Raw genomic sequence first — 11,953 nt, 5'->3', positions numbered from 1 at the left:
ACGCGCCCCGAATGAACCCGACCCCGCTCCCGCTCCCGCTCCCGCATCCGCTCCCCCACAGCAGCCTCATGCGCCAACAGCCATGCAGCAACGCGCAGGAAAACTGACTTGAGTTCATCCGTTCATTCATTCGACGTCGTGGTCATCGGCGCCGGCGCCGCCGGCCTGTTCTGCGCCGCCCTGGCTGGCCAGCGCGGGCTCAAGGTCTTGCTCGTGGACCACAGCGAAAAGGTCGGCGAGAAGATCCGCATCTCGGGCGGCGGCCGGGCCAATTTCACCAACCGCGACCTCGACGTGCGCGCGCCGCAACGCCACTTCATCGGCGACAACCCCAATTTTTGCCGCTCCGCGCTCTCGCGCTATGCGCCGCAGCAATTCATCGCGCTGGTGCAAAAGCATGGCATCGCTTTTCACGAGAAGCACAAGGGCCAGCTGTTCTGCGACGGGTCGTCGCAGCAGATCGTCGACATGCTGCTGGCCGAATGCGCGGCCGGCGGGGTCGAGCGTTGGCAACCTTGCAAGATCGGGAAAATCACGTTTTCGGCCCCTGACGCCGACGCAGTGGGCGCAGGCCGCTATCAAATCGATAGTGATCGAGGCCCCATCGAAACGCCCCGGATCGTGGTCGCCACCGGCGGGCTGTCGATCCCGCAGATCGGCGCCACCGACTTCGGCTACCGCATTGCCGAGCAGTTCGGCCTGCGGGTCGTCACGCCCCGCCCGGCCCTGGTGCCGCTGACTTTCGGCGGCGACGCCTGGGCGCCGTATGCCGAACTGGCTGGCCTAGCGCTGCCGGTGCGCATCGAAACGGGGGCGAAAAAAGAAAAGATGGCCTTCCTGGAAGACCTGCTCTTCACCCACCGCGGCCTCTCCGGCCCGGCTGTGCTGCAGATTTCGAGCTACTGGAAGCCCGGCACCCCGCTGACGCTCGATTTCGCACCCGGCGTGGACGTGGCCGAGGCGCTGGGCGAGGCCAAGCTGCGCTCCAAGAAGCGCATCGCCAACGAGCTGGCCGCGCTGGTGCCTTCCCGGCTGGCGGACGCCTGGGTCGGGCAAGACCCGGCCCTGCAGCGGCCCGTCAACGAGGCGGCCGACAAGGCGCTGGCCGCGCTTTCCGAACGCATCGCCCGCTGGCAGATCACGCCCAGCGGCACCGAAGGCTACAAAAAGGCCGAAGTGACGGCCGGCGGGGTCGACACCCGCGATTTGTCGTCCCAGACCATGGAATCGAAGCAACCGGGGCTGTATTTCATCGGCGAAGTGGTCGATGTAACGGGTTGGTTGGGTGGATACAACTTCCAATGGGCCTGGGCGAGTGCCCATGCGTGCGCAACCGCGCTATAATCGCGGGCTAACTTTTGGCCTTCCCTCAACGGCCGCAAAAATTTTTCAGTTGAGGAACCCCGGCTTTGGGCCTCGATCTCCCCGAGCCAACTTCAGTTCAACGAATCATCAATGACCACCATCCGCGTTAAAGAAAACGAGCCCTTCGACGTCGCTCTGCGTCGCTTCAAGCGCACCATCGAAAAGCTCGGCCTGCTGACCGACCTGCGTGCTCGCGAGTTCTACGAAAAGCCGACCGCCGAGCGCAAGCGCAAGAAGGCAGCCGCCGTCAAGCGCCACTACAAGCGCGTGCGCAGCATGCAGCTGCCCAAGAAGCTGTACTAAGCAACACCCCGGGGCAGCCGGCCTCGACGCAAGTCGCCGCCCGCGCTCCCGTTGCCTCAGCCGCGCCAGGGAAACCTGCCGCGGCTTTTGTTTTTTCCAAAGGCTCCCAATGACCCTCAAAGAACAGATCACCGAAGACATGAAGACGGCGATGCGCGCCAAGGACTCCGAACGCCTGGGCACCATCCGCCTGCTGCTGGCCGCCCTGAAGCAGAAGGAAGTCGATGAGCGCGTCGAGCTCGACGACGCCATGGTCGTGGCCATCGTCGACAAGATGGTCAAGCAGCGCAAGGACTCCATCGCCGCGTTCACCACCGGCGGCCGCGCCGACCTGGCCGACAAGGAAGCCGCCGAGATCAAGGTGCTCGAGGTCTACCTGCCCCAGCGCATGAGCGCCGACGAAGTCGCCACCGCCGTGAAAGCCATCGTGGCCGAGCTGGGCGCCAGCGGCCCCGGCGACATGGGCAAGGTGATGGGCGCGGTCAAGACGCGCCTGGCCGGCAAGGCCGACATGGGCCAGGTCAGCGCAGCGGTCAAGGCCGCACTGTCGGGCGCCTGATGAGCGAGAACAGTGCCAGCCCCTTCGCCGAGCCGATCCTCAAGGCCTGCGCCTGCCTGGTCGACGCAAGGGGCCGGCTGCTGGTGTTGCGCCACCCCGAAGACGGCAACATGCAGTTGCCCAAGGGGACCATCGAAACCGGCGAATCGCCCGAGGTGGCGGTGCGCCGCGAGCTGCTCGAGGAATCGGGCATCGACTACGCCGGCCAGCTGCATCCGCTCGGCACGCTCGACCGCGAATGCGAAGCCGGCGTGGAGGGCAACACGCATCGCCACCCGCAGCTGTGGCACCTGTTCCTGATGCGCGCCAATGGAGCCCTGCCCGAAACCTTCGAGCACATGGCCACCGGCAGCCCCGAAGAAGAAGGCCTGATGTTCTCTTTCAGCTGGCTCAGTGCCGGCGACTCCACCGAGGACTTCGCCCTGCCCTACCGCCAGGCCATCGAGCGCGTTCGCGCCGCGCTGCTGCTGGCCGCCTGAGCTCCCGGGCGCCAAGGTCGCCCGAGTCGTTCATCAGGCCATGGCGCGAACCGCCATGTACAGCCCCAGCAACGCCAGCCCGACCAGGAAGCAGCGCCGGAACACCGCTACCGACAGGCGCTTCCGCAGCCAGGTTCCAAGCACCATGCCGGCGACGGCCGGCACCAGCATCGCGACCGACCCGCCCACCGCCGACACCGGGTAGCTGCCGTTGCCCGCCAGCCCGATGGCCAGCACCACGGTCGATGTAGTGAACGAGATCCCCATCGCCTGGATCAGCGAATCGCGCTGGAACCCCAGCGCCTGCAGATAAGGCACGGCCGGCACCGCGAAAACCCCGGTCACCGCCGTCACCAGCCCCGTTGCCGCGCCCACCAGCGGCCCCAGCCAGCGCTCGTGCCGCGGCGGCACATGCAGTTGCCGCCCCGTGAGCCCCCAGAGCGCATAGACCACCAAGGCCACGCCCAGCGCCACCGAAGCCCAGGCGCCCGCCGGCACGCCCAGCCACAGCGCGCCGCCCAACGTGCCCACCACGATCCCGGCCTGCATGCCGCCGATGCGCCGCAGCACCGGCATGAACGAGGCACGCGGTCCGGTCTGCCAGATGTTGGTGACCAGCGACGGCACGATCAGCAGCGCCGCCGCGCGCACCGGCGGCATCCACAACGCCAGCAGCGCCATCGACACCGTCGGCAGCCCCAGCCCGATCACGCCCTTGATCACCCCAGCCAGCAGGAAGACCGCGGAGGCCGCGACCCAGTGGCTCGCCAGTTCGTTTGAAGAAATCGTCATCGCCGCGAAGTCTGCCCAGCGCCGGCACGGCTGGAAATGCGGCTTTTGCGCAGCCAGCCTCAGGCACAGACTGAGGCTGGCGTGCTACCTTGCGGCCCATCATGCGATTCGATCTCACCGACCTGCGGCTCTTTCTCCACGTCGTCGAAGCCGGCAGCCTGACAGCCGGCGCCCAGCGCTCGCACATGACGCTGGCCTCGGCCAGCCAGCGCGTGCGCGGCATGGAAGACGCGCTCGGCACCCCGCTGCTGACGCGCCATGCACAGGGCGTGCGCCCCACCGAGGCCGGTCGCACGCTGCTGCACCACGCGCGCGTCGTGCTGCAGCAGATGGAGCGGCTGCGCGGCGAGCTCGGCGAATACGGCCAGGGCCTGAAGGGCCACGTGCGCTTCATGTGCGGCACCTCGGCGCTGACCGAGCACCTGCCCGAGGTGCTGAGCCGCTTCCTGTCCGAGCACCCGCGCATCTCGGTCGACCTTGAAGAACGCGCCAGCCCCGACACCGTGGAGGCCCTGCGCGGCGGGCTGTGCGACATCGGCATCGTCTCGGACGCCATCGACAGCGAAGGCCTCGAATGCCATCCCTTCCGACGCGACGACCTCGTGCTGGTGATGCCCCGCGGCCACGCGCTGGCCGGGCGCCGGCGCGTGCAGCTGGCCGACCTGGTCGACAGCGAATTCGTCGGCCTGCCCGCCGACAGCGCGCTGCAGCAGCTGATCACCCAGCATGTGCGCGCCCTCGGCAAGCACCTGGCCTACCGTGTGCGCGTGCGCAACTTCGAGGCCGTGTGCCGCATGGTCGAGTACGGCATCGGCGTGGGCATCGTGCCGCAGACCGCGGCCGAGCGTTGCGCCCGTTCGATGAAGATCGCGCGCGCCTCATTGGCCGATGCCTGGGCCGAGCGCACGCTGATGGCCTGCGTGCGTTCGTCGGAAGACCTGCCGCTGAATGCCCGGCGCATGCTCGAGCACCTGATCGCGCCGCCGCCTGACGAAACTACAACACCGGCGACCGCAAAGAAGCAGCCGCGCTGACAGGCCGGCCCTGCGCCGCCCTTGCCGCCACGAACGCATCGAAGGCCTCGCTGCTGGTCTTGCGCGGCACATAGCCGAAGCGCTCTTTCAGCGCCGTGTTCAACAGCACCGGCCGGTAGCGCAGAAAGTCCAGCTGCTCCGGCCCGTAGCGGCTCACGCCCAGCGCCGAGCCCACTGCCAGTGCCGTCTTGAGTACGCCGGCCGGCCAGTCGGTCGCCTGCTTGCCGAGCCGTGAGGCGATCTCGTGGATGGTGAGCGCGCCATCGCCTGCCAGGTTGTAGCAGCCGGCCGGCGCGCCGCCGAGCGCATGGGCGATGGCGCCCGTCACGTCTTCGTCCCAGATGAACACGAAGGGGCTGTCGCTGCCGCGAATGGCGATCAGCCGCTTCTTCTCGAACAGCGCGGTGATCTGGTTGTCGACGCGCTCGCCGAGGATGGTGCCGATGCGCAGCACCGTCTGCGCCAGCGCCGGATGCCGCGCACGGCAGTCGGCCAGCATTTCTTCCACCTGCCGCTTGTGGTCGGCATAGGCAAAACACCGCGTTGCCCCGCAGCGGTTGCGACTCGGTGATCCACGCCGGATTGTCCGCGTGATAGCCGTAGGCCGCGCCGCTGGACGACACCACGATGTGCCGCACGCCCTGCGCCACGCAGGCGTCGAGCACGTTGCGCGTGCCGCCCACGTCGACCGAATGCTCGAAGGCCCGGTTCGAGCCCTTGCCGGGCGTGACGATGGACGCCAGGTGCACCACCGTGTCGATGGCATGCGCGGCCAGCGTCGCGGCAATGGCGGCGTCGCGCACGTCTTGCGCCTGGTAGACGACGCCCGGCAACCGCCGCTCGGAGGGCACCTCGCGCACGTCGAGCGACACCAGCGCTTCGAGCGTGCCCTGCCCAGCCAGCGCGGCCAGCACGCCGCGCCCGAGAAAGCCGTCGCCGCCCGTCACGAGCACGCGCCGCGCAACGTGCCCTTCGCGTCCCTCGCGTCCCTCGCGTCCTTCGATCATGGCGCCACCGGCCGCCGCCGCCACCAGCTGGCAAGCGCCAGGCCCGCGATGATGTCCCAGAAGCCCCACACGCCCGCCACCACGGCCATGCCGCCCAGCCCGCCGAAGAAGCTGAAGATCAGCACCAGACCGAGCCCCGAGTTGCGGATACCGACCTCGATGGACACCGCGCGCCGGTCGTAGTCGCCCAGTCCCGAGAGCCGCGCGCAAAGGTAGCCCGTGCCGAAGGCCAGCGCGTCGTGGATGACCACCGCCAGCAGCACCAGCCCCACGTAGTCGAGAAAGAAACGCCAGTTGCCCGCGATGGCACCGACGATGAACACGATGAGCGCAATGAAGCTCACGATGCCCACCGGCTTCTTGATGCGCGCCGTGAGCCCCGGCAGCTTGTGCGAGCAGGCCACGCCCAGCACGAACGGAATGCCGATGATCATCACGATGTGGCCCAGCATGTCGAGCGGGTCGAGCGCGATGGTCTTCAGCAATGCCGAAGCCGTCGGATGCATGCCACCCCAGAACGCGAAGTTCAGCGGCATCACCACGATGGACAGCGCATTCGAGATTGCCGTCATCGATACCGACAGCGCCACGTTGCCGCCCGCGCGGTGCGTGAGGATCTGCGAGATGTTCCCCGGCGGGCAGCACGCCACCAGGATCATGCCCAGCGCGATGCTCGGCCCCGGCTTCAGGATGAGCGTGAGCGCGAAGGTCACGGCCGGCAGCACGATGAACTGCGCGCCGATGCCCACCGCCATCGCGCCGGGCATGCGCGCCACACGCTTGAAATCTTCGATGCGCGTGTCCAGCGCAATGCCGAACATCAGGAAGCCCAGCACCACATTGAGCAGCACCAGCGACGCGGGGTTGAAGTGAAGGCGTATTTCGTCGACGGGCAGCATGATGGTCGTGGCCTCGTTCAGGGTGAGTCGGCCAGGGCCGTGGCCGCGTTGCGAACGGCCGCGCGGTAAGTGTCCTTGTGCACGTAGTACGCCATGCGTTCGAGCTGCAGGTACTTGAAGCCGCCCGACAGGTCCGGCGGCGGGCCCTGCACCGCCGCGCGCAGCGCGCCCGCCTTGGGCGAGCCGGCGGCCTTGGCGCGGAAGTAGCGCGCCACCAGCTCGGCCTGCTCGTAGCGCCCCTGCCAGCCGATGCCGCTCGCCTCGATCATGCCGAGCACGGCGATGTTCTCGAAGCGCGGCGCGAAGATGTTCAGGTACAGGCGCGGCGCCATGCCCTGCCAGTTGAGCAGCTCGCGGTCGATGAAGGGGTAATGCAGCGCATAGCCGGTCGCCGCAAGAATCAGGTCGTAGTCGCGTGCGCTGCCGTCCTTGAAGTGCACCGTGCGGCCGTCGAGCCGCGCGATGTCGCCGCGCACGCCGATGTCGCCATGGCCTACGTGGTGCAGCACCAGCGAATTCACGATCGGGTGCGACTCGTACATCTTGTAGTCGGGCTTCGGGAAACCGAAGCGCACCGGGTCGCCGGTGAACCACTTGAGCACGGTCGAATCGATCTTCTGCTTGAGCCACGGCGGCAGCGGGCGCTTGCCGCCCAGCGTATCGGCCGGCTTGCCGAACACGTACTTGGGCACGAAGTAGTAGCCGCGCCGCACCGAGATGTCGACGCTATTTGCGTAGTGCACCGCATCGACCGCGATGTCGCAGCCCGAGTTGCCGGCACCGACGATCAGCACGCGCTTGTCCTTGAAGAGCTCCGGGTGCTTGTAGTCGCTGGTGTGCAGCAGCTCGCCGTCGAAACGGCCTTCGAACTGCGGCCGCTTGGGCTCGGCGAGCGTGCCGTTGGCGATGACCACGCCCTTGTATTCGGCGATCTCGACCGTGCCGTTGCCGGGGTCGATGCTCACGCGCCAGCGCGTGTCGGGCGCGTTGCTCACGGGCTCGACGCGCAGCACGCGCGTGTTGAAGCGAAAGTGCTGGCGCAGCCCGAAGTGGTCGGCAAAGTCGCTGAAATAGCGGCGCAGTTCGCGGTGGCTGGGGTAGTCGGCCACGCTGGCGGGCATCGGGTATTCGGCGAACTCGGTGGTGGTCTTGCTGGAGATCAGGTGCGCCGAGTGGTAGACGGTGGAGCGCGGGTTGTCGATGTCCCACAGCCCGCCCACGTCGCTGTGCGCCTCGAAGCCCTGGAACGGCACGCCGTGCTTCTGCAGGTTGCGTGCACCGGCAAGGCCGGAAGGGCCGGCGCCGATCAGCGCGATCTGTTCGTAGGTCGGTGCGTTGGCAGGCATCAGCGAGGAGGCTCCTTCGAAGAAAGTCCAGGAATGGCTGTGGCGCCGGCTTCGCCCACGCGCGGCTTGCGCGGCTGTCCGCGCAGCACGCGGTCGTGCAGCTTTTCGGGCAGCAGGTCCAGCGCCTTCGACAGCCATCCGATGCGGCGTGGCAGCACGATCTTTTCGCGGCCCGCTGCAACGCCCGCGAGCAACTGGCGGGCCGCCGCCTCGGCTTCCAGCAGGCCCGGCATCGCAAAGCGGTTGCCGGCCGTGAGCGCGGTGCGTATGTAGCCGGGGCTGATGGTGTGCACCGTGAGGCCCGTCTCGCGCAACTCGGCGCGCAGGCTCTCCAGGTAGCGGATCAGCCCTGCCTTGCTCGCGCAGTAGGCGCCGTTGCCGGGCATGCCCCGCCAGCCTGCAATGCTGGCCACGCCGACCAGCGCACCGCGGCGCTGCGCGCGCATGGCACCGACGAAAGGCTGGAAGGTGGTGGCCGCGCCGAGCAGGTTGATCTCGAGCATGCGGCGGAACACGGCAAGGTCATCGGCTTCGGCCGTGTCGTAGCCACCCGCGACGCCGGCGTTCGCGATCACCAGGTCGGGCACGCCGAAGCGCGATGTCCAGTCGGCGGCCATGGACCGCATCGCGGGTCCATCGGACACGTCGGGCATGTAGACGGCGCAGCGTTCGGGCGCCAACGCGGCCAGCGCCGCGAGCCGCTGCGCATCGAGCCCGACCAGCGCCACTTGCGCGCCACCGCCCATCAGCTCGCGCGCCAATGCCTGGCCCAGGCCACCACAGGCTCCAGTCAGGACGACGTTGCGAAACGGAAGATGCATGGGCGCGATGCGATAGCTCCGGGTGGCAAAACCCGGCCACTTTAGCCGCGCATGCGCGCCGTGTCCCCGGCATTTCCCCTTGCCCGGGGCGCCGATGCTGAAGAGACGCTGAAAGAATCAGGCCGGCAAGGCCTGCGGAAACTCGATCTGGATCTTCACGTCGGTGGCCCGCCCCGCCGCTGCCTCCTCGAAGGCACGGATGCCGTCGTCGAACGCGAAGGTGCGCGAGATGAAAGGCTTCACGTCGACCTGCCCCGACGCAATGAGCGCCAGAGCACGCGGAAAAATGTTGGCATAGCGAAACACCGACTCGATGCGCACTTCCTTCGCCTGGATGGCCACGATGTCCAAAGGCACCTTGCTGCCGGGCATGCCCACCAGCACGAGGCAACCGCCGGGGCACAGCAGGTCGAAGATTTTGTCGAAGGCGCGCGCGCTGCCGCTGGCCTCGAACACCACATTGGCGCCCCAGCCGTCGGTGAGTGCCTTCACCGTATCGGCAAGGTTGGCGTCGCGCACGTTCACCGTGGTCACCGCCGGGTTGCCGGCGAACAGCGCCAGCTTCTCGGGCACGAGGTCCGCAAGAATCACACGCGCAGCACCGCCCGCGAGCGCGGCCAGCGCCGTCATCGCGCCGATGGTGCCGGCGCCGATCACGACCGCCACGTCGCCCGGCTTCAGCGCCGCCTTCTTCGCGGCCTGCAACCCGATGGCCAGCGGCTCGACGATGGCGCCTTCGCCGAAGCTCACGTTGTCGGGCATGCGGAACGTGAAGGCCGCCGGGTGCACCACGAAAGGCGTCAGGCAACCGTGGATCGGCGGCGTGGCCCAGAAGCGAACCGCCGGGTCGAGGTTGTAGATGCCTTCGAGCGTGGCGCGCGAATCCATCTGCGGAATGCCGGGCTCCATGCACACGCGGTCGCCGGGCCTCAGGTGCGTGACCTCGGCGCCCACTTCCACCACCACGCCCGAAGCCTCGTGGCCCAGGATCATCGGCGCATCCACGATGTAGGGGCCGATGCCGCCGTGCTGGTAGTAGTGAACGTCGCTGCCGCACACGCCCACGGTGTGCATGCGGATCTTCACGTCGCGCGGCCCCATGTGAAGCGGAACGTCGATGTCGCGCAGCGCGAGTTCATGCGCCTTTTCCAGGACCAGTGCTTTCATTTCCATTTTCGAATTTCCCGTTTGTTGTCTTTGAGAGCGATGAGCGATGAGAGATGGGCGATGAGAAATTGGCGGTGCGTGCGTCAGTGCAAGCGAACGTCGGCGCGCAGCAGCGAAGCCCCGCTGTCGACGTCGAACAGGTGCACCTGCGCCGGATCGGCCACGAAGCTCACGCGCTCCTGCAGGCGCGGGCATTGCGCGGACGGCATCAGCGCGGCGATCTCATTGATCTCCTTGCCGTCGTTGCCGTTGCCCCGCCCGAAGCTCACCAGCACTTCGTTGCCCAGGTATTCGATGAGCTGCACTTCGCCGGAAAAACCTCCGCCGCGGCCGCCTTGCGCATCGACCAGCAGGTGCGCGGGGCGCACGCCCAGCGTCACGCGCCGGCGGCCTTCGAGCGCAAAGCGGCGCGCGTCCACGTGCACCGTGCCTTCGGGCCCCCTCAGCTCGAAGTGGCTGCCGGCGTCGTGCACCGACATCTCGACCAGGTTCATCGGCGGCGTGCCGATGAACCCCGCCACGAAGGCCGAGCAAGGCCGCTCGTAGATTTCGCGCGGCGAGCCCACCTGTTCGATGCGCCCGTCGCGCAGCAGCACGATGCGGTCGGCCAGCGTCATGGCCTCGTGCTGGTCGTGCGTCACGTACACGGTGGTGGTCTTCAGCGCCTGGTGCAGCCTGGCGATCTCGATGCGCATGTGGTTGCGCAGCTTGGCGTCGAGGTTCGACAGCGGCTCGTCGAACAAGAACACCTTCGGCGTCTTGATCATCGCGCGCGCAATGGCCACCCGCTGCTGCTGCCCGCCCGACAGCTCGGTGGGCTTGCGCTGCAGGTAGCGCTCCAGGCCCAGCGTGTCCGACACCTCCTTGATGCGCGTGTCGATCTCGGCCTTGGGCACCTTCAGGCGCTTGAGGCCGAAGACAATGTTGTCGCGCACGCTCATGTGCGGGTACAGCGCGTAGTTCTGGAACACCATGGCAATGCCGCGCTCCTGCGGCGGCAGGTCGTTGACGCGCTCGCCGCCGATGAGCAGGTCGCCGCCGGAAATGTCTTCCAGCCCCGCGAGCATGCGCAGGATGGTCGACTTGCCGCAGCCCGAAGGCCCGAGGAACACGACGAACTCGTTGTCGGCCACGTCGAGGTCGAAGGGGTGGACGACCTGCGTGTCGCCATAGCGCTTGATGATGTTGTGACAGCTGATTGCGGACATGTTTTTCTTCGTAGGAAAAGTAGTGACGGGGCTCATGCCGTTTCGCGCTTGCGCTTGAAGGCTGCGTTGAGAAAGCCGCTGAGCACGCCGACCATCAGCAGCGGCGGCACCGACAGCAGGATGACCGAGGCGTTCAAGATGCCCCAGGGCACATCGCGCCCCAGCTGGCTCAGTTCCGAGGCCACGATGGGCAGGGTCTTGGCGTCCGAGGTGGTGAGCATCAGCGCGATGAGAAACTCGTTCCACACGAGCACGAAGCCGAAGGCAATGGCCCCGAGCAGCGAGCGCGCGGCAATGGGCAGCGCCACCTTGAAGAAGATCGCGTAGGGCCCGTAGCCATCGACCCGGCCTGCTTCTTCAACCTCTTTGGGCACGGCCTTGAAGGCGGGAATGGCGAGCCAGATGACGGTGGAGAGGGTGAGCAGCGTGTAGGTGACGGTCAGCGCAAAGCGGGTGTCGTAAAGCTCGAGCTGCAACCAGATGACCATGAGCGGAATGGCGACAGCGACCGGCGGCAGGAAGCGCATCGAGAGCACGAAGAACTGGATGTCGTCGGCCCAGCGCAGCGGGTAGCGTGCGAGCGCATAGGCGGCGGGCAGACCGAGCACGGCCCCTATGACGACGGCCGATCCGACGACAAGGACGGAGTTGAGCAGGCCTTGTGCCACGGCCTCGCGGCTGAGGACGTAGACGTAGTTCTCCAACGTGGGGGTGAAGATGAACTTGGGTACGGCGGAGACGATGTCTACGCGGTTCTTGAACGAGTTGAGAAAAGTCCAGAGCACGGGGACCAATGCGGAGAGGCCGGCGCCGATGAGCACCAGTCGCGCGAGCAGCGTGCCTGCGGAGAACTGTCTCTTCTTCTTTGGGGTTGTCATTTCGTGTCTCCGTTGCTGCGGTGGTTGACTTGCTGCGCTGGCGGCTCTGTGGGGTTCGGGTGCATTCGGGGTGCGTGCGAATGACACCGGGTACT

13 protein-coding genes and 1 pseudogene are annotated in these 11,953 nt (G+C 67.4%); 5 read left to right on the top strand and 9 right to left on the bottom strand.

The window, feature by feature from the left end; all coding sequences use genetic code 11:
* The first annotated feature begins 108 nt into the window (after positions 1-108).
* The 4 genes from DBV14_RS29895 (at position 109) to DBV14_RS29880 (ending at position 2,706) form a co-directional block, all read left to right on the top strand.
* Positions 109-1,344, top strand: a complete 1,236-nt coding sequence (locus DBV14_RS29895; RefSeq protein ID WP_124465012.1) for an NAD(P)/FAD-dependent oxidoreductase — start codon at positions 109-111, stop codon at positions 1,342-1,344.
* 111 nt (positions 1,345-1,455) lie between these two features.
* Positions 1,456-1,668 (top strand): 30S ribosomal protein S21, encoded by a 213-nt coding sequence (gene rpsU / locus DBV14_RS29890; protein WP_007833691.1) that lies wholly within the window; start codon positions 1,456-1,458, stop codon positions 1,666-1,668.
* Positions 1,669-1,777: 109 nt separating this feature from the next.
* Complete coding sequence (locus DBV14_RS29885) at positions 1,778-2,227, top strand: GatB/YqeY domain-containing protein (RefSeq protein ID WP_124465010.1); 450 nt, start codon at positions 1,778-1,780, stop codon at positions 2,225-2,227.
* On the top strand, positions 2,227-2,706 hold the full coding sequence (locus DBV14_RS29880; protein WP_124465008.1) for an NUDIX domain-containing protein: 480 nt from the start codon (positions 2,227-2,229) through the stop codon (positions 2,704-2,706). The genes DBV14_RS29885 and DBV14_RS29880 overlap by 1 nt, the downstream gene beginning before the upstream one ends.
* A 33-nt stretch (positions 2,707-2,739) precedes the next feature.
* Here the strand turns inward: DBV14_RS29880 and DBV14_RS29875 are convergent, their stop codons facing one another.
* Positions 2,740-3,498 carry a sulfite exporter TauE/SafE family protein gene (locus tag DBV14_RS29875; RefSeq protein ID WP_124465006.1) on the bottom strand — a complete coding sequence of 253 codons (759 nt, stop codon included), beginning with the start codon at positions 3,496-3,498 and terminating at the stop codon, positions 2,740-2,742.
* 101 nt (positions 3,499-3,599) lie between these two features.
* On the opposite strand from DBV14_RS29875, the gene DBV14_RS29870 reads away from it, so the two are divergent.
* Complete coding sequence (locus DBV14_RS29870) at positions 3,600-4,532, top strand: LysR family transcriptional regulator (protein WP_124465004.1); 933 nt, start codon at positions 3,600-3,602, stop codon at positions 4,530-4,532.
* Here the strand turns inward: DBV14_RS29870 and DBV14_RS34050 are convergent.
* The 8 genes and pseudogenes from DBV14_RS34050 to DBV14_RS29835 all read right to left on the bottom strand — a co-directional run bounded on the left by DBV14_RS34050 (position 4,495) and on the right by DBV14_RS29835 (position 11,858).
* On the bottom strand, positions 4,495-5,031 hold the full coding sequence (locus DBV14_RS34050; RefSeq protein ID WP_260397275.1) for a hypothetical protein: 537 nt from the start codon (positions 5,029-5,031) through the stop codon (positions 4,495-4,497). The genes DBV14_RS29870 and DBV14_RS34050 overlap by 38 nt on opposite strands.
* Before the next feature lie 121 nt (positions 5,032-5,152).
* Positions 5,153-5,539, bottom strand: a pseudogene (locus DBV14_RS34045) (NAD-dependent epimerase/dehydratase family protein); the annotation flags it as partial.
* Complete coding sequence (locus DBV14_RS29860) at positions 5,536-6,438, bottom strand: bile acid:sodium symporter family protein (RefSeq protein ID WP_124465002.1); 903 nt, start codon at positions 6,436-6,438, stop codon at positions 5,536-5,538. The gene DBV14_RS29860 and the pseudogene DBV14_RS34045, both read right to left, overlap by 4 nt.
* Before the next feature lie 17 nt (positions 6,439-6,455).
* Positions 6,456-7,784 (bottom strand): NAD(P)/FAD-dependent oxidoreductase, encoded by a 1,329-nt coding sequence (locus tag DBV14_RS29855; protein WP_124465000.1) that lies wholly within the window; start codon positions 7,782-7,784, stop codon positions 6,456-6,458.
* Positions 7,784-8,605 (bottom strand): SDR family oxidoreductase, encoded by an 822-nt coding sequence (locus DBV14_RS29850; RefSeq protein ID WP_124464999.1) that lies wholly within the window; start codon positions 8,603-8,605, stop codon positions 7,784-7,786. The genes DBV14_RS29855 and DBV14_RS29850 overlap by 1 nt, the downstream gene beginning before the upstream one ends.
* A gap of 117 nt (positions 8,606-8,722) precedes the next feature.
* Positions 8,723-9,772 carry an NAD(P)-dependent alcohol dehydrogenase gene (locus DBV14_RS29845; RefSeq protein WP_124464996.1) on the bottom strand — a complete coding sequence of 350 codons (1,050 nt, stop codon included), beginning with the start codon at positions 9,770-9,772 and terminating at the stop codon, positions 8,723-8,725.
* Between the two features lie 83 nt (positions 9,773-9,855).
* Entirely contained in the window at positions 9,856-10,980 is a 1,125-nt protein-coding gene (locus tag DBV14_RS29840) for an ABC transporter ATP-binding protein (RefSeq protein ID WP_124464994.1), read from the bottom strand.
* Positions 10,981-11,012: 32 nt separating this feature from the next.
* A complete protein-coding gene (locus DBV14_RS29835) occupies positions 11,013-11,858 on the bottom strand; it encodes a carbohydrate ABC transporter permease (protein ID WP_124464992.1) in 846 nt (281 codons plus the stop codon).
* Positions 11,859-11,953: the final 95 nt, after the last annotated feature.

Origin of the sequence: Variovorax sp. KBW07 (genome assembly GCF_003852515.1) — a bacterium.
GTDB lineage: Bacteria > Pseudomonadota > Gammaproteobacteria > Burkholderiales > Burkholderiaceae_C > Variovorax.
This window is presented reverse-complemented; position numbering and strand designations above follow the sequence as displayed.

Bases quoted from the DNA above. Each gene is read 5' to 3' on its own strand.
- DBV14_RS29855 (WP_124465000.1), bottom strand. From the start codon at position 7,784: ATGCCTGCCAACGCACCGACCTACGAACAGATCGCGCTGATCGGCGCC.
- DBV14_RS29860 (WP_124465002.1), bottom strand. From the start codon at position 6,438: ATGCTGCCCGTCGACGAAATACGCCTTCACTTCAACCCCGCGTCGCTG.
- rpsU (WP_007833691.1), top strand. From the start codon at position 1,456: ATGACCACCATCCGCGTTAAAGAAAACGAGCCCTTCGACGTCGCTCTG.
- DBV14_RS29870 (WP_124465004.1), top strand. From the start codon at position 3,600: ATGCGATTCGATCTCACCGACCTGCGGCTCTTTCTCCACGTCGTCGAA.
- DBV14_RS29845 (WP_124464996.1), bottom strand. From the start codon at position 9,772: ATGAAAGCACTGGTCCTGGAAAAGGCGCATGAACTCGCGCTGCGCGAC.
- DBV14_RS29885 (WP_124465010.1), top strand. From the start codon at position 1,778: ATGACCCTCAAAGAACAGATCACCGAAGACATGAAGACGGCGATGCGC.
- DBV14_RS29835 (WP_124464992.1), bottom strand. From the start codon at position 11,858: ATGACAACCCCAAAGAAGAAGAGACAGTTCTCCGCAGGCACGCTGCTC.
- DBV14_RS29880 (WP_124465008.1), top strand. From the start codon at position 2,227: ATGAGCGAGAACAGTGCCAGCCCCTTCGCCGAGCCGATCCTCAAGGCC.
- DBV14_RS29840 (WP_124464994.1), bottom strand. From the start codon at position 10,980: ATGTCCGCAATCAGCTGTCACAACATCATCAAGCGCTATGGCGACACG.
- DBV14_RS34050 (WP_260397275.1), bottom strand. From the start codon at position 5,031: ATGCTGGCCGACTGCCGTGCGCGGCATCCGGCGCTGGCGCAGACGGTG.
- DBV14_RS29850 (WP_124464999.1), bottom strand. From the start codon at position 8,605: ATGCATCTTCCGTTTCGCAACGTCGTCCTGACTGGAGCCTGTGGTGGC.
- DBV14_RS29875 (WP_124465006.1), bottom strand. From the start codon at position 3,498: ATGACGATTTCTTCAAACGAACTGGCGAGCCACTGGGTCGCGGCCTCC.